The organism is Paraburkholderia sp. XV (assembly GCF_020177535.1).
Taxonomy (GTDB): Bacteria; Pseudomonadota; Gammaproteobacteria; order Burkholderiales; family Burkholderiaceae; genus Paraburkholderia; species Paraburkholderia caribensis.
In genome coordinates, this window is the sequence record NZ_JAGUUD010000037.1 from 37568 (window position 1) to 59550 (window position 21983).

Below are 21983 nucleotides of genomic sequence, written 5' to 3' on the forward strand. Positions count from 1 at the left end.
GATTAAAGCGAGAAGAGATCGTCGAGTGCCAAGGCGAGGCCATCTTGCCAGCCGGCCCGGGTCAAACCGAACCGCCGATCGAAGGCGCCGTTGTCGAGCACCGAGTACTGGGGCCGACGAGCCGGCGTCGGATAAGCGTCGGAAGGAATCGGCTCCACGCTGGTCGTTTGCACGGGCACTTTGCCTGAGGCTCGGGCGGTATCGATGATCGCGCTGGCGAAGCCATGCCAGGACGTCTCGCCCGCTGCCGTCATGTGATAAATGCCCGAACGGAAACTGCCAGCCGCGCGCTCGCGTTGAGCCTGCGCAACGACATGCGCCGTCAGATCAGCGATCATGCGCGCCGGTGTCGGCGTGCCAATCTGGTCCGCGACCACGCGCAGCGTTTCCCGCTCGGCGGCGAGACGCAGCATCGTGCGCAGGAAGTTGCGGCCACGCGTTGCGTAGACCCACGTGGTACGCAGCGTCAGCCAGTCGCCGCCCGCGGCTGCGATGGCCTGCTCGCCGGCAAGCTTGGTACGGCCGTATGCATTCAACGGCGCAACCGCGGCGTCTTCGCGATACGGCTCGCGGGCCGTGCCGTCGAACACATAGTCGGTCGAATAATGCAGGAACAAAGCGCCATGCTTGCGTGCCGCTTCGGCCAGCACTCCGACCGATTCCGCGTTCACCCGATGCGCAAGCGCCTCGTCCGTCTCCGCGTTATCGACTGCCGTGTAAGCCGCCGCGTTCACCACCACGTGCGGTTGCACGTCCGCGACGAGTTGCGCCAGCGTTTCGGGCTTCGACAGATCGGCGCGCTCGCGGTCGCACGCAATCACGTCGCCGAGAGGCGACAGCGCGCGCCGCAGTTCCCAGCCGACCTGTCCGTTGCGACCCGTCAGAAGAATTCTCACGCGTATACCTCGGCTTCACTCAGCGGGCGCCCGGCCGCATCTTTCGCCGCAACCTGAGGCGTGCCGACGACGGGCCATTCGATGCCAAGCGCCGGATCATTCCAAAGCAGACTGCGCTCGTGCTCGGGGAACCAATAGTCGGTCGTCTTGTAGAGGAAGTCGGCGCTTTCCGAGGTCACGCAGAATCCATGCGCGAAACCGGCTGGCACCCACAATTGCCGTTGATTTTCCGCCGACAGCACGACGCCGACCCACTTGCCGAAGTTCGGCGAACTCTTGCGCATATCGACGGCAACGTCGAACACTTCACCGCCAACGACGCGCACGAGTTTGCCCTGAGCATGCTCGATCTGATAATGCAGACCGCGCAATACGCCCTTCGCCGAACGCGAATGGTTGTCCTGCACGAACTGGACGCTGCCATCGATCTTTTCCGCGAACTCCCGCGCATTGAAACTTTCATAGAAGAAGCCGCGCGCATCGCCGAATACCTTCGGCTCGATGATCTTGACTTCAGGGAGTGCCGTGGCGATTACCGTGATGGCCATGCAACTTGGTCCTTCGAGAGATTGAGCAAATATTGGCCGTACGCGTTCTTGGCAAGCGGCTTCGCAAGCTTCTGCAACTGCTCGTCGTCGATCCATCGGCGGCGGTACGCGATCTCTTCCGGACACGCGACCACCAGCCCCTGGCGCTTCTGCAGCGTCGCGATGAACGTGGCAGCCTCGATCAGCGAATCGTGCGTCCCTGTGTCAAGCCACGCGTAGCCACGGCCCATGATCTCGACGTCCAGCTTCTGCTGGGACAGATAGCGCGAATTCACGTCGGTGATTTCAAGCTCGCCGCGAGCCGAAGGCTGGATATCGGCAGCAATATCGCAAACTTGATTGTCGTAGAAGTAGAGACCCGTCACTGCATAGTTCGAGCGCGGTTTGGCGGGCTTTTCTTCGATCGACAGCGCGTGGAATTGCTTGTTGAACTCGACCACGCCATAACGCTCGGGATCGTGCACGTGATACGCAAACACAGTCGCGCCGTCGGTGCGCGCATTGGCGCGTTCCAGTTGCTTCGCGAGATCGTGACCGTAGAAAATGTTGTCGCCGAGAATCAGCGCCGATGGATCGTTGCCGACGAACTCACGGCCAATGATGAAAGCCTGCGCAAGGCCATCCGGCGACGGCTGCACCGCGTACTGGATATTCATGCCCCACTGGCTGCCGTCGCCGAGCATCGTTTCGAAGCGCGGTGTATCTTGCGGCGTCGAGATGACCAGCACGTCGCGAATGCCCGCGATCATCAGCGTCGATAGCGGATAGTAGATCATCGGCTTGTCGTACACGGGAAGCAGCTGCTTCGATACGACGTGCGTAATCGGATACAGCCGGGTGCCCGAGCCGCCCGCGAGAATAATGCCCTTGCGCACCATCGTTCCGCCCTTACGCGCGTTGCGCATAGTTCGTTTCGACCCACTTGCGGTACTCGCCCGAAGCGACCTCGTCGGCCCACTCCTGGTTATCGAGATACCATTGCACCGTCTTTGCGAGGCCGGTCTCGAACGTTTCGGCCGGCTTCCAGCCAAGCTCACGCTCGAGCTTGCGAGCATCGATCGCATAACGGCGGTCGTGACCGGGACGGTCCGTCACATAGGTGATCTGATCGCGATACGAGCCCTGCGCCTTCGGACGCTTCTGGTCGAGCAGGTCGCACAGCGTATGCACGACTTCGAGGTTCTTCTTCTCATTCCAGCCGCCGACGTTGTATGTCTCGCCCGGCACGCCGCGCGCCAGCACTTCGCGGATCGCGCTGCAGTGGTCGCCGACATACAGCCAGTCGCGCACGTTCTGACCGTCGCCATACACGGGCAACGGCTTGCCGCCGAGCGCGTTAGCGATCATCAACGGGATGAGCTTTTCGGGGAACTGGTAAGGGCCATAGTTGTTCGAGCAGTTGGTCGTCAACACGGGCAGACCGTACGTGTGGTGGTACGCGCGTACGAGGTGGTCGGAGCCCGCCTTCGTGGCCGAATACGGGCTGTTCGGTGCGTAAGGCGTCGTTTCCGAGAATTGCGGATCGCTCGCCGTGAGCGAACCGAACACTTCATCCGTCGATACGTGCAGGAAGCGGAATGCCGCTTTGTCTGCATCGTTCAGCGTGTTCCAGTACGATCTTGCAGCTTCGAGCAGCGTGAAGGTACCTACCACGTTGGTCTGAACGAAGTCAGCCGGCCCGTGGATCGAGCGGTCGACGTGGCTTTCGGCGGCAAAGTGCAGCACCGCGCGCGGCTTGTGTTCGGCAAAGAGTTTGTCCAGCGTGACACGATCGCAGATATCGGCGCGCACGAAGACATGACGAGGATTGTCCTGTTGCGATTTCAACGTGCCCAGGTTGCCGGCGTACGTGAGCTTGTCCAGGTTAAGGACGGGCTCATCCGAGGCGTTCAACCATTCGAGCACGAAATTGGCGCCGATAAAGCCGGCACCGCCCGTTACCAGGATCATGGGATTCCTTCTTGAGATTTTCTTGGCCGAGTGGACCGCGTGCCGGAGCGGCAGCGACCTGGCAATTATTGCCTGACCGGTCGAAACCACCGGCAAAGCTGACCGGGCGTCACACGGGCGCACGTGGGTACGTAACCGGCCATTATAAAGGTGTCGATGAGAAACACCAGCGCACTAACAAACTGAGACAGTTTGTAAATCAGGCCAGAGAAAGCATCCAGTCGATGGTGTCTTCAATGCCGATTGCCGGCATGTCAGGGACGACGCGGTTCAGCCTTTTCGCCGAGCCAACCAGCACTTTGACTTCATTTTGCCGGACGAAGGCGGGATTTACGCGAATTTCGAGGTCGTGACCCGATGCCTCGCGCACGATATCGATAATATCCGTCAGAGTACGCGGACTGCCGCTGCAAACATTGAGCGTTTCGCCCGCGACCGGGGCTTCGAGTAGCGCCCGATACGCCCGCGACACCATCCGCACGTCCGAAAAATCGCGTGCAACGTTGATATTTCCCAATTCGATAAACGGTCGACGCCGCACAAAATGGGAAACGATTTTCGGAACCAGGAAACGCTCGGACTGCCCGCGCCCCGTGTAGTTGAAAGGCCGTGTGACAACGATCGGCAGCCGGTCGAACCACGTCCGCACTAGGTGCTCCATCGCCAGTTTGCTTGCTGCGTAATGATTGACGGGCGCAGCCGGCGCATCTTCGTCGACGACGCCTTCCGCGTTGCCGTAGACGTTCGCGCTGCTCGCAATCAGGATCTTGCGCGGCTCGTGCCCGACGTCGACGCACGCCTGCAGCAGGTTCGTCGTGCCGATCACGTTAACGTTGTACATTTCCAACGGATCGTCGTGTGCGATAAAGCTGATCGCCGCCAGATGCACGATGAATTCCGGCTTCAGCTCGCCGATCAGGCGGCGGCAATCCGGCAGCGACGTGATGTCGAGCGTGCGCTCGCCGGGCTGAGCATCGCCAGCCGTCGTGCCGATGACCTCATAGCCTGCGTCGGCGAGTTCTTCGCGCACGTAGGCACCAGTGAAACCGCTCGCTCCCGTGATGAGAACGCGGTGGATGACTGGCTGAGACGGATGCCGCAAATCCCTTCCTCCCTGATCTGAGCGCCTGTCGCGCTGGCAGTGGCCGATTATATCGGACGAATGAATCGGCCCCGTTCATTCGCCAAGGGTCGTGAAAGCGTAGTTTGGCCGCCAGAAAATCGCCCAAAAATCCGAAAAAAATCAAAATAATTCAGCGCTTGCATGGCGAGGAGTACGACACGGCGCGGCGACGCCAGCAACCTGCCGCCGATCCCGGACGGACCCGGGAACGCGCGCTATCATGTCGTGTTGTGCAATGCAGCTCGACTGCAGCAGCTTCGAACTCAATTCCCGGCGACTCGCGGCGCGGCCATACCCCGCCGCCGCGTCCTTCGGACCACTACTTCTTGCCGATGACCGTTTCCACCAGCTTCCCTCCTCTCGCTTTCGGCGATCTGCAGGGCTGCCGCACCCAGTTCCAGCAACTTCTCGCGAAGGCCGCGCCTCCCGCCGACGCGCCCCTCTGGTTCGCGGGCGACCTGATCAATCGTGGCGGCGAATCGCTTGCGACACTGCGCGACATCATCGCGCTGGGAGATCGCGCCGTGCCCGTGCTGGGCAATCACGATCTGCATCTGCTGTCGGTGTCGGCGGGCATCAGAAAGTCCAAGAAAGGCGACACGATCGATGAGATCCTCGCCGCGCCCGACGCCGAAGACCTGCTGCACTGGATTCGCCACCGTCCGCTGGTTCATTACGAGAATGGCATGCTGCTTGTGCACGCGGGCGTACTGCCGCAGTGGGACGTCGATCTGACGCTGGAACTCGCCGACGAGCTGCAGCGCGCATTGCGCGCGCCGACCTGGAAAGAGACGCTGGCTGGCCTGTACGGCAACGAGCCGAACCGCTGGAAGCCGAGCCTGAAAGGCATCGACCGGTTGCGCCTGACCTGCACCGCACTCACGCGGATGCGCTTTTGCAATGCCGATGGCGTGATGGACTTCTCGTCGAGCGGCGGCATCAATTCGGCGCCCTCGGGTTTCATGCCGTGGTTCGACGTGCCGGGGCGCAAGACCGAAGACGTTACCGTGGTCTTCGGACATTGGGCCGCGCTCGGTTTGATGGTCCGCGACAATCTGATCGGACTCGATTCGGGCTGCGTGTGGGGCGAGCAGTTGTCGGCCGTCCGGCTGGCGCAGTCGCCAGCCGAACGCACGGTCACGCAGGTGGAATGCGAAGGTTGCCGCGCCGTCGCTTGAACGCGAAGAATGAAGGCTGACTGACGTGCTATGCAGTGCTATGCGTGGCGCGTCATGTCGGCGTCCGGATCGGCTAGCGGCTCTTGCGGATTTTTCGCTGCCGCTGCGGCGTCGATGAACTGCTGGGTCCGATCCGCGATCTGGCCTGAACGGCGCGCCTCGGGGTCCTGCAGCGCGGCGAGCGCCGCCCCAACGGAAGCCTGCGCCTCCGCCGCCAGCAAACGCCGATCCGCACCCGGCGCGAGCGGCGCACCGACATGCACATGCGCCGTCAGCGGACCCGCGCGCAACAGCGCATCGAGCGACTCGCCAAGCGACAGCTCGCCGATATACGCCGGCGCCGTCGACTGTCGGCCCTGCGCGTCCTCGTACATCATGCACACGGGCTGCACCGGACGCGACGCCGACACCGCCGCCTGAAACATGTTCGCGTGAAACGGCAACAGTTGAACGCCGTCGGACGTCGTGCCTTCCGGAAAGACACACATCAGTTCGCCCGCGTTCAGCCGATTGGCGAGTTCGTGCATGATGCGTTTCGCATCGCTACGTTTTTCGCGCTGAATGAACACGGTGCCTAGTTGCTGCGCGAGCCAGCCGACCACCGGCCATTTACGGATTTCGGCTTTCGACACGAACGGCGTCGGACGCCACGCGTTGATCACGTAAATATCGATCCACGAAATGTGGTTCGCCACGACCAGCACGCCTTCGTCGAGCCGCGCGCCGTCGTTGTGCACGACGAGACGCATGCCGCACAACTGCAGCATGCGAAGCGACCACGCGCGGTTCAGTTCCAGACGCTGCTGTGGCGTCGCGCGGGGAAATCGTGTCCAGACGGTCCACATGCCGTGCAGCAGATGCACGACCAGCCGAGCCTTGCGTAACGCGAGCTTCATGTTGCGTGCCTTCCGCTTAACTTTTCATTCTTCGCCGATGCGCAGGCGCACTCAACGCTGCTCGAACGCAATCTGCCCAGACACGACCGTCGCACGAACACGCGCCGGCAGTTCGTAGCCAAGGAACGGCGTGTTGTGCCCCTGGCTCTTCAGTGCGCGCGGCTCGATGCGCCAATGCGCGTTCCGGTCGAGCACGCACAGATCAGCCGTCGCGCCTGGCTCGATGCGGCCCGCGGGCAGCTTGAGCACGTCGGCCGGCGCAGCCGTGATGCGGTTCAGCGCCTTCGCGAGCGAGATGCCCGCTTCGTCCGCCCACTTGACGGTAAGCGACAGCAGCAGTTCGAGCCCCGTCGCGCCCGGCGTCGCCTCGGCAAACGGCAACAGCTTCTCGTCGTCGTCGACGGGCGTGTGGTCTGAGCAGATCGCGTCGATCGTGCCGTCCAGCAGACCCGCGCGAATCGCCTCGCGGTCGCGCTGGGAACGCAGCGGAGGATCGAGCCGGAACTGCGCATCGAAGTAGCCGATATCGATATCGATCAGATGCACATGATTGATCGTCACATCGCAGGTCACGGGCAGGCCTTCCGCTTTCGCCGCGCGCATGAGCTCGACACCTGCCGCCGACGACAGATGCGACAGATGCACGCGCGCGCCCGTCACACGGACGAGTTCAAAGATCGTATGCAGCGCGATCGTTTCCGCCGACACCGGCACGCCCGACAGACCGAGACGCGACGCGAGCGGACCACTCGCCGCGACGCCGCCCTTCGCGAGATACGCGTCCTGCGGACGCAGCCATACCGTGTAACCGTAGGTGTTCGCGTATTGCAGCGCGCGCAGCAAGACCTGTGTGTCAACGACGGGCGTATCGGCCTGCGAGAAGCCGATACAACCGGACTCCGTCAACTCGACCATCTCGGTGATCACCTGTCCCTTGAGCCCAACCGTCAGCGCGCCCAGCGGATACACGTGCGCGCGATTCAGATTCCGCGCGCGGAATTTCAGCATTTCGACGAGGCCCGGCTCGTCGAGCACGGGATCGGTGTCGGGCGGACAGACGAGGCTCGTCACGCCGCCCGCGAGCGCCGCGGCCATCTCCGATTCGAGCGTGGCCTTGTGCTCGAAGCCGGGCTCGCGCAACCGCGCCGACAGATCGACGAAACCGGGCGCCACGTAAAGGCCCTTCGCGTCGATCGTCCTCGCCGCGTTGAAATCGGCGGGCGCGTTGCCGAGCGCGACGATCTTGCCCGCCGCGATGAATACGTCCTGTTGCTGCTCGGTGCCCGCTACGGGATCGATCAGCGTGCCGCCTTGAATATGAATCTTCATGCGCTGCCTTTTATGCCTGCCTGTGCTTTCATTGCCTGATTCGAATGCCGATTCGGGCGCGGATCAATCGTTGTTGCCCGCGACGATGCCCATCACCGCCATGCGCACCGCGATGCCGAACGTCACCTGATTCAGAATCACCGACTGCGGCCCGTCCGCCACCTGCGAGTCGATTTCGACGCCGCGATTCATCGGGCCCGGATGCATCACGATCGCATCGGGCTTCGCGAGCGCGAGACGCTCGGGCGTCAGCCCCCAGCTCTTGAAGTACTCCTGCGCCGACGGCAGCAACGCGCCGCTCATCCGCTCGTTCTGCAGACGCAGCATGATGATGACGTCGACGTCCTTCAGCCCTTCGTCGAGGTTGTGGAATACGCGCACGCCCATCTGCTCGAGACCGCCCGGCAGCAGCGTGCGCGGGCCGATCGCGCGCACTTCGGGCACGCCGAGCGTGGTGAGCGCGTGAATGTCGGAGCGCGCAACGCGCGAATGCAGAATGTCGCCGACGATCGCCACGCGCAGATTCGTGAAATCCTTCTTGTAGTGGCGGATCGTGTACATGTCGAGCAGACCCTGCGTCGGGTGTGCATGACGGCCGTCGCCCGCGTTGATCACGTGCACGTGCGGCGCGCAATGCTCGGCGATCAGATAAGGCGCGCCGCTCGAAGCATGCCGCACGACGAACATGTCGGCATGCATCGCCGACAGGTTGTTGATCGTGTCGAGCAGCGACTCGCCCTTGCTCGTCGACGAAGCATTGATGTTGAGATTGATCACATCCGCCGACAGACGCTTCGCAGCGATCTCGAAGGTGGTGCGCGTGCGCGTCGAGTTTTCGAAGAACAGGTTGAATACCGACTTGCCGCGCAACAGCGGCACCTTCTTCACCTCGCGGTCGGTCACGCTGACGAACTGCTCGGCCGTGTCGAGAATGTGATTGACGATCGCGCGCGGCAGGCCTTCGATCGTCAGCAGATGCTTCAGCTCGCCGTTCTTCGTGAGCTGCGGATTGCCCTTGAGGAAACCGTAGCGAAAACGGTCCGCTGACGCGGCGTGATCGGCCGAAACGGTGGAACCTTGGGAAACCGGGTTGGGCGTGTTCATGGTGTTCCTGAATCAGACTTGGGACTGCATGTGCTGCTAATCGTTACAGCGTTGCGCGGCTGAGCGGGCGTTGCACGCGCTCAATCCGCGCGCGGCTCGGTGTGAAACGCGAGGCTGTCGCCGTCGCGCGACAGCACGAGCGTCGCATTCGCCGGCACCTCGATCGTGCCGCCGACAAAGCGCGCCGCCACCGGCAACTCGCGCCCGCCGCGATCGGCGAGCACCGCGAGTTCAACGGACGCGGGACGCCCGTAGTCATACAGTTCGTTCAGCGCGGCGCGCACGGTGCGGCCGGTGTACAGCACGTCGTCGACGAGCACGATGCGGCGGTTGTCGACTTCGAAAGGCAACGAGGTTGGGCTGGCCTGCGTGTGCAAGCCTTTCTTCGCGTAGTCGTCGCGATGCAGCGCGACGTTGACGACGCCGAAGGTCGGCACGTTGAGGTCTTTGGCGAGACGCTCGGCCAGCCACGCGCCGCCACTGTAGATGCCGGCGAGCACCGCGCCGTCCGGACCACCCAGCGCGTCGCCATAGGCAGCGCGGATCTGTTCGAGCAAGGCGCGATAGAGCGCCTCAGCGTCAATGGAGCTCATCGGAAAGTCCGTCCAGATATTGCTGAAGAATGATGCACGCGGCTTCGGCGTCGAGCATGCCGGCTTGCCTCGACCCGTCGCGGATACCCGCCTCCGCTTCGACCGACGAATAGCGTTCGTCGACCCACGTGACAGGCAGATTGAAGCGCCCGTTCAGCTGGTTGCCGAAGCGCTTGGCGAGCTGGGTTCTTTCGTGCGGAGTGCCATCGGGATGCATCGGCAAGCCGACGACGAGTGCGTCGGGCTTCCATTCGTCGATCAGCTTGCCGACGGCTTCGAAGCGATATTCGCGATTGCGGTTTTGCAGCACGACGAGCGGCCGTGCGCTGCGGGTGAGCGAATTGCCGACGGCAACACCGATACGTTTTTCGCCGTAGTCGAACGCAAGCAGCGTCGCTTCACGTCCGGCTACACCGCTCATGCGTGGCCTGCTTCGCCGGAGAGCATCGAAGAGGAAATACCGAGCAGCGCGAGCGCTGCTTCGAAGCGCTCTTCGGCGGGCACGTCGAATACGATCTTCGGATCGGCCTGAACCGTGAGCCAGCCGTTCTTCGAGATTTCGTCCTCGAGCTGGCCCGCGCCCCAGCCTGCGTGGCCGAGCGTCAGCAGAAAACGCTGCGGGCCCTTTCCGCTTGCGACGGCTTCGAGCACGTCTTTCGACGTGGTCATCTCCAGCCCGCCCGGCACCTGCATCGACGACGTATAGGTGCTTTCCGAAGCGTCATGCAGCACGAAGCCGCGCTCGGTTTGCACCGGGCCGCCGAAATACACGGGGACATGCAGCAGAGGCTCGATCTCGAGCTTGAGATCGATGCGATTGAACAGCGCCTGGAGGTCGATATCGGTCGGCCGGTTGATGACGAGGCCGAGCGCGCCGCGCTCGCTGTGATCGCAAAGGTAGACCACCGTTCCTGAAAACGTGGGGTCCGCCATGTTGGGCATGGCGATCAGGAACTGGTTGGTCAGATTGATGCGATCGTTACTCTTGGACATAGGTCGAATTTTAGCAAAGACGGTGCGCGACTGCGGGGCCCGTGCGTTGCGCAAAAATCGTGCAGCGGGCTGTTCGCCGGTCTTTGCGGGCAGGCTGTCTGCAAGCGCGCGGCCGACGAGATCGCAGTCCATGAAACTGCACTCTATCACGCGCTCCCGCCTTGCCGGGAACGACGAGCGTGCGCTATCGCGCAGCTGACGGCATAGCGCCAGGATCCCGCCCGTTCTCCTGCATCCAGACGGTTCGCTACGCGCCGCCGCCTTGTTCGATGGCGCGCGTCAGCGCGGCCAGCGCGTTCGTCGCCGACTGCGGCGCGACGCCTGCCGCGACCTTGTGCAGCATCGCGCGCAACGCCTCGGCGGCCGCTTCGAGCGAGCGCGCGTCGGGCGCTTCGACCACGATGTGCGCGCGCACGGCGGGCGTCGATACGCCGGCATGCGCGCGGCGGCGCCACGCAAGACCCAACGCGTCGGCGAGCAGCGCGACCTGCCCGAGTCCGAGCGCCGACGCAGCCGCGCCGAGTCGGTAGGCCGCATCGCCCGCTTGCAGCGCGGCGCTGGGGTCGGCTTTTTGCGGATTGTCGGCGGCGCGTGCGTAATCCGAGAGTGCGGCGATCGCGGCGTCGGCGGTTTGCAAAAAGTCTTCATACGCGTTGGCATTGACCGTCAGCACGCCGAGTTCGCGCGTCATCGCGACGTGCGCCGCCAGCGTCTCCGCCTGGTGCGCGCCCGCCTCCCACAGCGCTTCCGATGCCTGCGTGCCCGCGATATGCCAGTCGACCGTCAAGCCGTAGTCGCGCAGCAGTTCGACGTGCTCGGTGTCTTCGGCGGCTGCGCCGAATAGCGCATAGTCGCGCCACAACAGCGCGAGCGTCGCACGCACGAGCGAGCGCGGCGCGAGCGGAATGCCGCGCTCTTCATCGGCAAGTGCAATGTTGCAACGCGCGTAGAAGCGCCGCATGTCGGCATCTTCGACGGAGCGGCCGGTCGCGCGCAACGCGCGCGAGCACGCCAGGGCGAGACGCCAGAAATCGTATGGATCGGGACCGGAAAGATCGACGAGGCAGGCGTCGAGATCGTCGAGCGCCGCATTGACCGCGCCCGCCACCGCGCTCGTGCTGACATGGCCTTTCGAGCGCAGCACGGGCAGCAGCGCCTGCTCGTAACGCGCCCGCAGATGCGCCAGGCGCGCCGCCGATTGCGAACGCAGCGAAACGGGCGGAACGGGCCGGCCGGCAAGCGCGACGTCTTCGAACGTGATGCTGTAGCCGGGCGTGTGCTGCGCGATATGCGTGCTGAGCGCGCGGTAATGCTCGAAAAGCGAGCCCGAGCAGCCAAGCTCGCGCAGATTTCGCCGTTCGAGCGCCGCACGAAACGCGCGCAACGCCGCGCCGAACGCCGCGCGGGCGGCCGCCTCTTCGGCGAGACCGCTTGCCGCCATCGGCGAGACGAGCAGCAATGCATCGGTGAAACGGTGGGCGGCGAGCCAGCCTGCCTCGCGCAACGCACGCCCGGCGATCAGCAGTTGCGCGGTCATGTCGCGCCGCTGCTCGAAGGCATCGAGCGCATCGGCAATGGCCTGCTCCGCGGGGCGGACGGCGCCGCCGCGGGGATTCGGTAAAGCGTCGAGCGTATCGGGCGATGCGGATCGAAGGGTCATGAGCAGGTTGCAGGAACGCCGGCATGGTCCGGCGGCATCGATACTGCGCCTCCGGAACTGCCGTTATGGCGAAAATAGTGCAATTGCCGGGCCACCGACCGCATAGCCCCGAAACGGTGCCGCTTTCTCAGATCACGACATGACGCAAACGGCGCCGCTCAAGTTCGCAACCTCGCGATGCTGAAAGCACCATGCTCACGCAGCAGCACCTGCCAGACCACCGTGATGAATCGCACGCATAAGCGTGCAAGCCAAGCGCTGCGACAATTCATCTTGCGACAGCCCATGCGCGCCGATGTTCCATCGCGCGCGTATTCGATTCATTTCGATCGATCGACCTTGCGTGGCGGGCAACAAATGCCCGCCGACGGCAAGGCGGGTCGATCAGATCTGCACCATCTCGAAGTCTTCCTTGCGCGCGCCGCACTCGGGACAGGTCCAATTGATGGGAACATCTTCCCAGCGCGTGCCCGGCGCGATTCCTTCCTCTGGCAGACCGGCTTCTTCGTCGTAAATCCAGCCGCAGATCAGGCACATCCAGCTCTTATATTCCATTCTTGAGTCGCGTCGAAAAGTCCGGGGAAACGGGAGCCATGATGGTACCGTGTTGCCGCCTCGATGCCTAGCGGATGCGGGGTCCGAGCGGTGGTCCGCGACGCTTTGCGGCGTTATGTGTGACGGGACCCGCCGGCGGATGCGAAAAAATGCCTTACACGCGTATAAGGCCGCATAATTGAGCCGTCTGTGTGGGCCGCGCGGGCGCGTCGTGCGCCGGTTGTGACCCACGAACATTTCGCTCATCGACCACAAAAATTTCATGGCCAGCAACACCCCTCCGATCGTTCTCACCTTCGGCCTGTCGGACCCGACAGGCGGCGCCGGATTGCAAGCCGACCTGATGACGCTTGCCAGCATGGGTTGCCACGGCGTGTCCGTGCTGACCGGCTACACGGTGCGCGACTCGGCGAGCTGCGACGAGGTCACCGGACTCGACCCGGAAGCCGTCGCGACCCAGGCGAGGATGCTGCTAGAGGACATGCCCATCGCCGCCTTCAAGGTCGGCGCCGCCACGCGGGCGGAAGTGGTCAGCGCGATCGCCGAGGTGGTCGCCGATTACGACGACATCCCGCTCATCCTCGCGCCCGACTTCACGCTCGACGACGAACATGTGCTCGCCGCCGACGAACTGCGTGAAGCCATCGCCGATCTGCTCGCGCCGCAAACCACGCTGCTGGTCGCGGACACGACCGCCCTGCTCGCGCTCGCGCAGCCGGACGGCGATGCCGAAGCGCCGAGTCTCGACGCCGCGATCTCACATCTGCTGTCGCAAGGTTGCGAATACATCCTGTCGACGGAAACGGGCACGCATCGGCTCGTCAACACGCTGTTCAGCGAAGACGGCCAGTTGCGGCAGGACATGTGGGACCGTGGACAACAGCGGATCATGGGCATCACCGATACGCTCGGCGCCGCGATTGCCGCGCTGCTGGCCAACGGCCAGGAACCGGCCGAGGCGGTCCGCGAAGCGCAGGAGTATCTGTTCCAGGCAATGCAGGCCGCCTTTCGGCCGGGGATGGGAGCATATCTCCCGGATCGTTTCTTCTGGGCAAGAAGCAGCGAAGATGAGGTGCCGCTGGGCGGCGGGACGGATACGACGCCGGGTGAGGCGCGGCATTGATCCCGCGGCGCACGCGAGGCCGCGAAGGGGCGTGAGAATGACTCCAGTCAAGCGCCAATTCGCAAATCAAGTATTTCAGTGGTAATTATCCGTTACAGCAATCTTATTTCTTAGATACTACAATTACGGATTGTAATTATTACCACTGTCTGATGAGACCTCTTCGCCGCCAGTCGACGAGGCAGCCTCAACGGCAGACCGTCGATCCCCTGACGGAACCTCCGGACAATCCGAATTGGAAGACCTTCCCCCCAGTGCTGCGGCCGCCGTTTCCGAGCCGCGCGCCTGCTGCACGCAAAGCAGCGCGCCAAGTGGCCGCGTCGCTCGCGACGAGCAGGACGGCCGCGCGTGCGTCGAACGTATTCAGCCTTTTGTACAACGTTTCAACGGCACCATCACCGGCCACGACCGCGCCTCGATGCTTGGGCACAGGCCCGTTACCGTGTGGCTCACGGGCTTGTCGGGCGCGGGCAAATCGACGATCGCGTTCCGGCTCGAGCGCGAACTGATGTCGATGGGACACGCGTGCTACGTGCTCGATGGCGACAACGTCCGCCACGGCCTGACAAGCGATCTCAGCTTTTCGAAAGAAGACCGGCGAGAAAACATCCGCCGGGTCGCGCACGTCGCGCAATTGATGAACGACGCGGGGCTGATCGTGATCGCCGCGTTGATCTCGCCGATGTTCGAAGACAGGGCAATGGCCCGCGGCATAATTGGAACCGACAGGTTTGTCGAGACTTATGTGTCCGCTTCAGCAAACGATTGCGCGAAGCGTGATCCCAAAGGGCTGTACGCGAAGGCCCAGGCGGGAACCATCAATTCGTTCACCGGCGTGTCGGCACCGTATGAACCACCGCCGCACCCCGATTTGCTTATCGATACCACCACGCTGACTGAAACGGATAGCGTGTCGCGCGTGCTCGATCATTTGCGCCAGCACTTTCTGCTGCAACGCTGAACGCTTCGCCTGCATGCCCGTTAGCCAAACCTGAAGCACCAAAAGAAAAACCCGCATTGCTGCGGGTTTTTCTTTTTGGCATGAGAAGCGCACTTCGCGGCGCGCCTCTCACATGCATTCCAGTTACCTGGAAATTACATGTCCATGCCCATGCCGCCCATGCCGCCGGGCATGCCGCCAGGCATCGGTGCATCTTCCTTCGGCAGTTCGCAGACAGCTGCGTCCGTCGTCAGCAGCAGGCCAGCAACCGAAGCTGCGTTCTGCAGTGCCGTACGCGTCACCTTGGTCGGGTCCACGACACCAGCTTCCACCAGGTCACCGTACTCGCCCGTTGCCGCGTTGTAGCCGTAGTTGCCCTTGCCTGCTGCAACTGCTGCCACCACGACGCTGGCTTCTTCGCCGCCGTTCGTGACGATCTGGCGCAGCGGCTCTTCCATTGCGCGCAGAACGATCTTGATACCTGCGTCCTGGTCAGCGTTGTCGCCCTTCACGCCAGCGATCGCGCTGCGTGCACGGATCAGTGCAACACCACCGCCAGCCACGATGCCTTCTTCCACAGCTGCGCGCGTTGCGTGCAGTGCGTCTTCGACACGTGCCTTCTTTTCCTTCATTTCGACTTCGGTCGCTGCGCCAACCTTGATCACTGCAACGCCGCCAGCCAGCTTGGCCACGCGCTCTTGCAGCTTTTCACGGTCGTAGTCCGACGTCGCTTCTTCGATTTGCGTGCGAACCTGCTTCACGCGCGCTTCGATGCTTGCTGCTTCGCCAGCGCCGTCGATGATCGTCGTGTTTTCCTTGCCCACTTCGATACGCTTCGCTTGACCCAGTTCGTTCAGCGTTGCCTTTTCGAGCGTCAGGCCGGTTTCTTCAGCGATGACCTGACCACCCGTCAGGATCGCGATGTCTTCCAGCATTGCCTTGCGACGGTCGCCGAAGCCCGGAGCCTTGACAGCCACCGTCTTCAGGATGCCGCGGATGTTGTTGACGACCAGCGTAGCCAGTGCTTCGCCTTCGACGTCTTCAGCGATGATCAGCAGCGGACGGCCAGCCTTCGCGACTTGCTCCAGAACCGGCAGCAGATCACGGATGTTCGACACCTTCTTGTCGTGCAGCAGCACGAACGGGTTGTCGAGGACGGCGACTTGCTTGTCCGGGTTGTTGATGAAGTACGGCGACAGGTAGCCGCGGTCGAATTGCATACCTTCGACAACGTCCAGCTCGTCTTGCAGCGACTTGCCGTCTTCGACGGTGATGACGCCTTCCTTGCCGACCTTGTCCATGGCTTCAGCGATGCGATCGCCGATCGACGTGTCGCTGTTCGCCGAGATCGCGCCAACCTGTGCGATTTCCTTGTTGGTCGTGCAGGGCTTGCTGATCTTGCGCAGCTCTTCGATTGCTGCTGCGACTGCACGGTCGATACCGCGCTTCAGGTCCATCGGGTTCATGCCCGATGCGACGTACTTCATGCCTTCGCGAACGATCGACTGGGCCAGAACCGTTGCCGTCGTCGTACCGTCACCGGCGTTGTCGCTGGTCTTGGAAGCGACTTCCTTGACCATTTGCGCGCCCATGTTCTGGAGCTTGTCCTTCAGCTCGATTTCCTTCGCGACCGAGACACCGTCCTTGGTGACCGTCGGGCCGCCGAAGCTGCGTTCGAGAACAACGTTACGGCCCTTCGGACCCAGCGTGACCTTCACTGCGTTGGCGAGAATATTCACGCCTTCAACCATCTTGGCACGGGCGGAATCGCCGAACACGACGTCTTTAGCTGCCATATTCTAACTCCTTGAATTCTTGAGAATGAACCGGGACAAGTGATTACTTGTTGACAACGGCCATGATGTCTTCTTCGCGCATCACCAGCAGTTCGTTGCCGTCGACCTTGACGGTCTGGCCTGCGTACTTGCCGAACAGAACGCGATCGCCGACCTTGACGTCGAGCGCGATCAGGCCGCCCTTGTCGTCACGCTTGCCCGGGCCGACTGCCAGGATTTCGCCTTGATCCGGCTTTTCTGCTGCGGCTTCGGGGATCACGATGCCCGACGCGGTCTTGGTTTCCTGATCCAGACGCTTGACGATCACGCGATCATGCAAAGGACGAAGGTTCATGGATAGATCCTCTCTTGATTGGGACTGAAGAACGCTGAGGTATGCCGGCTGGCGCCGCCAACCAGCGGAGTTGTTAGCACTCTCGTGCGGTGAGTGCTAATTATATGGACGAGGGATTACAAATTCAAGAAGAGACGGAGGAAGACAGAATGATATCGCCCATGCGTCGGTCGGCGCGGTTCGCCGCCGACTTCGAAAAGGTCGGCAAGACAAAAATAACTCATTACAAACAATGACTTACTGATATGCAGTAGCTTGTGAGCACGGCGGGAAAGGCTCCGGGATGCCGCACTCCTCTCCAGATAGCGGCGTCTAGGTGAAATCCCGTAAGCGCCCGTCGTTCGGGGCCTGACGCATTCTCACCGCCCGATCCCGTCCCCACACATCGAAGCCAAGACCTGCGTTTTGCGCCGCGAGTCCCGTTCGCCAGTGGCGCCGATGCAAGCCACGTGACCGTGCAAATCGGCCAGCAACCCGGTGTCTGAAAAGCCCCGCATCCCGCTTCCGAATACTGTGCGATGACGCACAGGTATATCGGACCGCAATCGATAAGATCGACCCGAAATCGTAGATATCCGAAATAAACGGCGCGGAAGGCGAGCGTCCGTTTTCGGCTGTCATATGAACGCCAGACATCGTCACGACACGGCTCGGAACCCCGTTTCCCGATGGAACCGGATGCAGCCGGATACAGCCATTAAAGGTTGAATGATGACCAACGCCATCCATGCCGTCCGTCAGTTTCAGCCCTTCCTGGAGTATCTGCGGGAGGGAAAGCAAAGCCGCTCAGCGAGCACGCACGTCGAAAAGGCCGATCTGATGACGATCGAGCCGTCCAGTCACGTCGTGATTTCGCGGGAAGGCCGGCAGCGGCTGGCGGCCGAGAGTCAGACCGCGCAGCCGTTCGATTGGGAAATATAGGATTGATTGCGCCGCGTCTATGCGTCGCGGCCGTTTCGCACTTGCCGGGCGGCGACGAGCAGACCGACCGCGGCGCGCAGTTCCCTGCGCCCACGCGACACCCTCACTTCGTGGTCACCGACGCAACGGGCGAACCGCTTCCCCCGTCCGGCGCGTGCATGGCGCTCGTCTGCGCATCGCCGCCATCGCGGGCTGGCGCCACCCAGGCGGCGGGCGCCGCATTGTTCGCTGACGGACGGGCGGCGCTGTCCGTTGGCGTGCCCGGCGGCAAGGGTGGAAGCGTCGGCAATCCCGTCGGCAATCTCGTCGGTGCACTGTTGACAACGACGGGCGGCGGTTTGCGCGGCGCGGGTGCGGCTTTATCGCCTAGCGGCTTCCATCCTGTCGAAAGAACCGCCCGCTGAAGCAAAGCCTGAGCCTCCACGCTGCCGGCATCGATCGCCAGCGCCTGGTTGGAGAGTTTGAATACACAACTCCATATCTTGTCGTTTGCGCAGCTGTTCGCCACGCCTATCGCAACGTCCCGCTGGTTTTCCCGATCTTTGACGTCGCGTTGCATCCGCAATGCGTCAGGGTTGCCGGGTGCCAGCAACAGCGCGTCCGCCACGGCTGCTTTCGCCTGCGTCAGATCGTTTCGCGCGAAACCTGCCCTTGCGTCGCTCAACGCATCGGAGATCGTCCGATGCGACTGCGCGCCGCCCGGCGCGCGAGATGTGACTGGCTGCGCGATCCTGTCGACGGTGGGCTGGCCGTTGACGTCCGTCGAAGACACACTCTCTTTCGACGGCGGCAGGTACTGAGGTATCGGGCTGCTCGGTGCGTCCGCGCCTGCCGACAGTTCGCCGCCCTCGGTGTTCCGCGTATGGCCGTGCCCAAGCCACAGATAGCCGACCACGCCGAGCAGAACCAGGCCTGCCAGCGGTATCGCGCCCCGCGTGACGACCCAGCGATACACAGCTTGTGGCAGCGACGCGGGCACCACGTCCAGCGAAAATTCCGTCTCCCCTGCCCCTTGCCACACGACGTTCGGCGCAGCACATTCCGTCGGGTCGTCGACGACTGCGGGTGCCCGGCGAGTGTGCGCGGGGACAGCCCTCAATTGCGCCTGGGCACGCTTTGGCCGGTCGGCCTCGAGCGGGCGACTCACGCCGCAGTAGGGGCAGAAGTTGACATACTGGTACAGCACGCCGCCACACGTGGTGCACGGCGTCGGAAATCTCAAGGCGGGCGTCGTTTCGGCAGACATGCTTGAACCCCAACCAATTGTGCGCGATGCCATTTCGGCAGACTCGGCGTCGGACTGAAGACAGACCACAGAGTGAGCGGAACTCGCCATCCGCTTTCGCGGGAAAGCGGACAGCCCGGCCGCAGGGCCGGTAACTGCGCAACAGAGTGCTTTATCGCATGTCGTATCGGGCGACGGTGTTAGCTATCGCACATACGTTACGAACTTATAGAAGAGGACGAATCTAGCTCGGGACTTTTCATCGCCCTATGTGGGCGCAAGACGCTTTGCAGAAGAACCATCGCACCCGGGAAATGAAAAACGGCTGCCCCAAGAAAAACATGGCGGCCTTCCCGTCACAGAAGGTCGCCATGCTGCGCAGACGCCGGATCAATCGACAACAGAACGACGTATCGGCGTCCGCGTCACCGGGTGAGAACAGAAACTAGGTCAACGCATCAAACTCCGCTATCTACCCGCACGCCCGCGCGAATCGGCTCGACGACCACATGTGCCTCCTTCGGCAGCGCCCATTCCAGCCACCGCGCGCGATGCAGCACCACGAGCCCGAACGCCAGCGCCGCCAGCACGCCGAACGTCGCGAAGCCCATCTGATAGCTGCCCGTACCCTCCTTCGCGATGCCCATGATCACAGGCAGATAAAACCCGCCGATACCGCCTGCCGCACCGACGATCCCCGACATCAAGCCCGTCTTGCCCTTCCAGCGCTGCGGCACCAGTCGAAACGTCGCGCCGTTGCCCAAGCCGAAGCACACATACATCGCGATCAGCAACGCAATGCCAGCCGACATCGGCGGCATCCATGCCGCGAACAGGAAGTCGCACGCCGAAATCGCCGCGAGCAGAATCACCAGCGCACGCACACCCGAAATACGATCCGCGACCAGACCGCCGACAGGACGCACGAGCGCGCCAATGCAAGCCAGCAGCGACATGAAGAGCCCGGCTTCGAGACGCGGCATCTGATACAGCGAAATCAGCAGCGTCGTCACATACGACGACATGCCGACGAATCCACCAAACGTAATGCTATAGACCAGCATCACGACCCACGTATCGCCCTCGACGAGCACGCTGCGATAGTGCTTCGGCAGCACCGCGATCGCGAGCAGCGCGCCGAGCACGGGCAGCAGCAGCACGCCCGTCTTGCCCGCGCCGAACACGCCCGCATGCACGGCAACCACCAGCGCGACGAGACCCACCAGCGTCACGATGAAACTGCGCATCGCGCGCACGCCGCTACCCGACTTCTGTCCCAGATCCTTCGCCCAGAAGAACAGCGCGATAGCGGCAAGACCCAGGAGCGGCAGCGCTGCGCCCGCAGCCTTTGCCCAGCCGAAGTGATCCGCGAGCGCGGGGAACATGAAACCGTCCAGCACCGCACCGATGTTGCCCGCCGCCGCCAGCCCCAGCACCAGACCCTGCACTTTCGGCGGATAGTTGCTGCCCGCCATCGGCAGCGCAACGGCGAAGCTCGCGCCGCCGACACCGAGAAACACGCCCAGAATCAGCAGCAGCGTGTACGACGGCGTGCCGGGCATCAGCAGCAGCACGACGGAAGGAATCGCCGACAGCGCGATGCCCATCAGCGCAACACGTCGTCCGTCGCAAGCCTGATAGAGATTGCCGAGCGTCACGCGCAGGATTGCCGCGCCGAGCACGGGCACCGCGACGAGGAAGCCCAGTTCCGCGGGCGACATCGCGATGTCCTTGTGAATGAACGGCGCGAGCGGCCCGAACATCACCCAGACGGTGAAGCCGGTATCGAAGTAGAGGAAGCACGCAAGCAGCGCGCGCCAGTTACCGCTCGCAAGCGAATTCAGCAGGTTTTTCATGGGTCTCTCTCATTGAACGAAAACAGGGCTGATGCGTGAGGTCGAGCTAAGAACTAGGGGACAGCACGTTCGGTAGCGCGGGGCCGCGCAGACTGCGCGACGTGATGCGCCGGTTTTCGGGGCGCGCCGCGCCGCGACGATGGGTCGTCGCCGTCGCGATCAACGACGCTGTAGATCAGCGTGTCCATCTCTTTGATGATGTCGGCGAGCACCGTCGTGATGACGGCGAACTCGCGGCCATACGAGCCCGCGCGCGCCGCCGAAATGCGCGCATTCAACGCGACGATATTTGCCTGCATCGAGATGCTCGACAGCTGTTCCGCGATCGCGGCCTGACGGCGCTGCGTTGCCGCCTCGATGCCGCGCATCTCGTTCTGGTACGCAAGCGTGATGTCCTGCAGCAGTTCGAGCAGCGGCGTCGCCTGCGCGACAAGGGCATCGACATGCTCGCGCGCCATCTCGTCATTCGCCTCGACGCGCGCGACCGTTTCGTCCGTCAGCGCGATGAAGCGCTGCACGCGCTCATCCGCCTTGCGCGTGCCGTAATAAAGCTGCTGTAGCGCTTCCGAGAACACGCCGGGCAAATGATCATTGCCATTCACAAGCACGCGATGCGTCGCCGCAAACGTCGCGAGGCATTCGCGCGTGATGGCGAGCGCATTCATGTCGCCATGCGACGCAAGCAACACATGCAGCACGATGCGTTGCGAAAGCATGCGCTGACGGCCCGACAGATTGATCAGTTCGCCGATCGTCTGTCCGGACACTTCACTGCGCTGCGTGGTGATCTGCTCGTTCGTCATGCTGGATCGCGCCGATGCGCGCCTTTCGGTTGCGCAAAAAAAAAGCGTCCCGAAGCGCACGCGCGCCGCCCGATCGCATGGATCGAACGCTCCTCGCACGTTGCGTTTCGGGACGCCGTTGCCCCATCGGTCCGCTCGCATTGCGAGCGTCCCTGAAAAA

General features: G+C 62.9%; 22 protein-coding genes. 4 read left to right on the forward strand and 18 right to left on the reverse strand.

The genetic code is table 11. The annotated features are described in order from the left end of the window. Positions 1-2: 2 nt before the first annotated feature. The 5 genes from rfbD to KFO72_RS19050 form a co-directional block, all read right to left on the reverse strand. Positions 3-896: a dTDP-4-dehydrorhamnose reductase gene (rfbD, locus tag KFO72_RS19030; RefSeq protein WP_225032763.1), complete on the reverse strand. Its 894-nt coding sequence runs from the start codon at positions 894-896 to the stop codon at positions 3-5. After that, positions 893-1444, reverse strand: a complete 552-nt coding sequence (gene rfbC, locus KFO72_RS19035; protein ID WP_225032764.1) for a dTDP-4-dehydrorhamnose 3,5-epimerase — start codon at positions 1442-1444, stop codon at positions 893-895. Before rfbC ends, rfbD begins: the two co-directional genes overlap by 4 nt. Next, the gene (gene rfbA, locus KFO72_RS19040; protein WP_225032772.1) at positions 1429-2322 is read right to left on the reverse strand and encodes a glucose-1-phosphate thymidylyltransferase RfbA; all 894 of its coding nucleotides are present in this window, start codon (positions 2320-2322) and stop codon (positions 1429-1431) included. Before rfbA ends, rfbC begins: the two co-directional genes overlap by 16 nt. Before the next feature lie 10 nt (positions 2323-2332). Further along, entirely contained in the window at positions 2333-3394 is a 1062-nt protein-coding gene (gene rfbB, locus KFO72_RS19045) for a dTDP-glucose 4,6-dehydratase (protein ID WP_176054631.1), read from the reverse strand. Between the two features lie 199 nt (positions 3395-3593). Continuing rightward, on the reverse strand, positions 3594-4496 hold the full coding sequence (locus KFO72_RS19050) for an NAD-dependent epimerase/dehydratase family protein (protein ID WP_225032765.1): 903 nt from the start codon (positions 4494-4496) through the stop codon (positions 3594-3596). A 353-nt stretch (positions 4497-4849) separates the two neighbouring features. On the opposite strand from KFO72_RS19050, the gene KFO72_RS19055 reads away from it, so the two are divergent. Continuing rightward, complete coding sequence (locus KFO72_RS19055; RefSeq protein ID WP_060599813.1) at positions 4850-5695, forward strand: symmetrical bis(5'-nucleosyl)-tetraphosphatase; 846 nt, start codon at positions 4850-4852, stop codon at positions 5693-5695. 38 nt (positions 5696-5733) lie between these two features. Here the strand turns inward: KFO72_RS19055 and KFO72_RS19060 are convergent, their stop codons facing one another. The 8 genes from KFO72_RS19060 to KFO72_RS19095 form a co-directional block, all read right to left on the reverse strand. Continuing rightward, a complete protein-coding gene (locus KFO72_RS19060) occupies positions 5734-6591 on the reverse strand; it encodes a lysophospholipid acyltransferase family protein (RefSeq protein WP_225032766.1) in 858 nt (285 codons plus the stop codon). A gap of 51 nt (positions 6592-6642) precedes the next feature. Then, a complete protein-coding gene (locus tag KFO72_RS19065) occupies positions 6643-7920 on the reverse strand; it encodes a dihydroorotase (protein ID WP_036003175.1) in 1278 nt (425 codons plus the stop codon). 63 nt (positions 7921-7983) lie between these two features. After that, positions 7984-9024: an aspartate carbamoyltransferase catalytic subunit gene (locus KFO72_RS19070; protein WP_054928779.1), complete on the reverse strand. Its 1041-nt coding sequence runs from the start codon at positions 9022-9024 to the stop codon at positions 7984-7986. 80 nt (positions 9025-9104) lie between these two features. Then, the gene (pyrR, locus tag KFO72_RS19075) at positions 9105-9617 is read right to left on the reverse strand and encodes a bifunctional pyr operon transcriptional regulator/uracil phosphoribosyltransferase PyrR (RefSeq protein ID WP_054928780.1); all 513 of its coding nucleotides are present in this window, start codon (positions 9615-9617) and stop codon (positions 9105-9107) included. Next, the gene (gene ruvX / locus KFO72_RS19080) at positions 9604-10038 is read right to left on the reverse strand and encodes a Holliday junction resolvase RuvX (RefSeq protein WP_107200832.1); all 435 of its coding nucleotides are present in this window, start codon (positions 10036-10038) and stop codon (positions 9604-9606) included. Before ruvX ends, pyrR begins: the two co-directional genes overlap by 14 nt. Next, entirely contained in the window at positions 10035-10610 is a 576-nt protein-coding gene (locus tag KFO72_RS19085; protein ID WP_054928782.1) for a YqgE/AlgH family protein, read from the reverse strand. The genes ruvX and KFO72_RS19085 overlap by 4 nt, the downstream gene beginning before the upstream one ends. Positions 10611-10857: 247 nt before the next feature. Beyond that, positions 10858-12270 (reverse strand): hypothetical protein, encoded by a 1413-nt coding sequence (locus KFO72_RS19090; protein ID WP_176054628.1) that lies wholly within the window; start codon positions 12268-12270, stop codon positions 10858-10860. A gap of 384 nt (positions 12271-12654) precedes the next feature. Beyond that, a complete protein-coding gene (locus KFO72_RS19095) occupies positions 12655-12825 on the reverse strand; it encodes a rubredoxin (RefSeq protein WP_004186709.1) in 171 nt (56 codons plus the stop codon). 262 nt (positions 12826-13087) lie between these two features. On the opposite strand from KFO72_RS19095, the gene KFO72_RS19100 reads away from it, so the two are divergent. Further along, on the forward strand, positions 13088-13948 hold the full coding sequence (locus tag KFO72_RS19100; protein ID WP_036003164.1) for a hydroxymethylpyrimidine/phosphomethylpyrimidine kinase: 861 nt from the start codon (positions 13088-13090) through the stop codon (positions 13946-13948). 361 nt (positions 13949-14309) lie between these two features. After that, positions 14310-14909 carry an adenylyl-sulfate kinase gene (gene cysC, locus KFO72_RS19105; protein WP_412101787.1) on the forward strand — a complete coding sequence of 200 codons (600 nt, stop codon included), beginning with the start codon at positions 14310-14312 and terminating at the stop codon, positions 14907-14909. 134 nt (positions 14910-15043) lie between these two features. On the opposite strand, the gene groL is transcribed toward cysC, so the two are convergent. Continuing rightward, complete coding sequence (gene groL / locus KFO72_RS19110; protein ID WP_036003161.1) at positions 15044-16684, reverse strand: chaperonin GroEL; 1641 nt, start codon at positions 16682-16684, stop codon at positions 15044-15046. A gap of 43 nt (positions 16685-16727) precedes the next feature. Then, positions 16728-17018 carry a co-chaperone GroES gene (locus KFO72_RS19115; protein ID WP_036003158.1) on the reverse strand — a complete coding sequence of 97 codons (291 nt, stop codon included), beginning with the start codon at positions 17016-17018 and terminating at the stop codon, positions 16728-16730. 708 nt (positions 17019-17726) lie between these two features. On the opposite strand from KFO72_RS19115, the gene KFO72_RS19120 reads away from it, so the two are divergent. Beyond that, entirely contained in the window at positions 17727-17939 is a 213-nt protein-coding gene (locus KFO72_RS19120) for a hypothetical protein (RefSeq protein ID WP_062915704.1), read from the forward strand. A gap of 103 nt (positions 17940-18042) precedes the next feature. Here KFO72_RS19120 and KFO72_RS19125 read toward each other — a convergent pair whose 3' ends face one another. The 3 genes from KFO72_RS19125 to KFO72_RS19135 form a co-directional block, all read right to left on the reverse strand. Then, entirely contained in the window at positions 18043-19185 is a 1143-nt protein-coding gene (locus KFO72_RS19125; RefSeq protein ID WP_225032767.1) for a hypothetical protein, read from the reverse strand. Positions 19186-19622: 437 nt separating this feature from the next. Continuing rightward, entirely contained in the window at positions 19623-21020 is a 1398-nt protein-coding gene (locus KFO72_RS19130) for an MFS transporter (protein WP_225032768.1), read from the reverse strand. Positions 21021-21073: 53 nt separating this feature from the next. Continuing rightward, on the reverse strand, positions 21074-21823 hold the full coding sequence (locus KFO72_RS19135) for a methyl-accepting chemotaxis protein (RefSeq protein WP_225032769.1): 750 nt from the start codon (positions 21821-21823) through the stop codon (positions 21074-21076). Positions 21824-21983: the final 160 nt, after the last annotated feature.

Excerpts from the sequence above, each read along its gene's own strand:
- KFO72_RS19085 (WP_054928782.1), bottom strand. The coding sequence starts at position 10,610 with ATGTCCAAGAGTAACGATCGCATCAATCTGACCAACCAGTTCCTGATC.
- KFO72_RS19135 (WP_225032769.1), bottom strand. The coding sequence starts at position 21,823 with ATGACGAACGAGCAGATCACCACGCAGCGCAGTGAAGTGTCCGGACAG.
- KFO72_RS19065 (WP_036003175.1), bottom strand. The coding sequence starts at position 7,920 with ATGAAGATTCATATTCAAGGCGGCACGCTGATCGATCCCGTAGCGGGC.
- groL (WP_036003161.1), bottom strand. The coding sequence starts at position 16,684 with ATGGCAGCTAAAGACGTCGTGTTCGGCGATTCCGCCCGTGCCAAGATG.
- rfbC (WP_225032764.1), bottom strand. The coding sequence starts at position 1,444 with ATGGCCATCACGGTAATCGCCACGGCACTCCCTGAAGTCAAGATCATC.
- KFO72_RS19060 (WP_225032766.1), bottom strand. The coding sequence starts at position 6,591 with ATGAAGCTCGCGTTACGCAAGGCTCGGCTGGTCGTGCATCTGCTGCAC.
- KFO72_RS19055 (WP_060599813.1), top strand. The coding sequence starts at position 4,850 with ATGACCGTTTCCACCAGCTTCCCTCCTCTCGCTTTCGGCGATCTGCAG.
- KFO72_RS19130 (WP_225032768.1), bottom strand. The coding sequence starts at position 21,020 with ATGAAAAACCTGCTGAATTCGCTTGCGAGCGGTAACTGGCGCGCGCTG.
- ruvX (WP_107200832.1), bottom strand. The coding sequence starts at position 10,038 with ATGAGCGGTGTAGCCGGACGTGAAGCGACGCTGCTTGCGTTCGACTAC.
- pyrR (WP_054928780.1), bottom strand. The coding sequence starts at position 9,617 with ATGAGCTCCATTGACGCTGAGGCGCTCTATCGCGCCTTGCTCGAACAG.
- rfbB (WP_176054631.1), bottom strand. The coding sequence starts at position 3,394 with ATGATCCTGGTAACGGGCGGTGCCGGCTTTATCGGCGCCAATTTCGTG.
- KFO72_RS19070 (WP_054928779.1), bottom strand. The coding sequence starts at position 9,024 with ATGAACACGCCCAACCCGGTTTCCCAAGGTTCCACCGTTTCGGCCGAT.
- rfbA (WP_225032772.1), bottom strand. The coding sequence starts at position 2,322 with ATGGTGCGCAAGGGCATTATTCTCGCGGGCGGCTCGGGCACCCGGCTG.
- KFO72_RS19125 (WP_225032767.1), bottom strand. The coding sequence starts at position 19,185 with ATGTCTGCCGAAACGACGCCCGCCTTGAGATTTCCGACGCCGTGCACC.
- KFO72_RS19095 (WP_004186709.1), bottom strand. The coding sequence starts at position 12,825 with ATGGAATATAAGAGCTGGATGTGCCTGATCTGCGGCTGGATTTACGAC.
- KFO72_RS19100 (WP_036003164.1), top strand. The coding sequence starts at position 13,088 with ATGGCCAGCAACACCCCTCCGATCGTTCTCACCTTCGGCCTGTCGGAC.
- KFO72_RS19090 (WP_176054628.1), bottom strand. The coding sequence starts at position 12,270 with ATGACCCTTCGATCCGCATCGCCCGATACGCTCGACGCTTTACCGAAT.
- KFO72_RS19115 (WP_036003158.1), bottom strand. The coding sequence starts at position 17,018 with ATGAACCTTCGTCCTTTGCATGATCGCGTGATCGTCAAGCGTCTGGAT.
- KFO72_RS19120 (WP_062915704.1), top strand. The coding sequence starts at position 17,727 with ATGATGACCAACGCCATCCATGCCGTCCGTCAGTTTCAGCCCTTCCTG.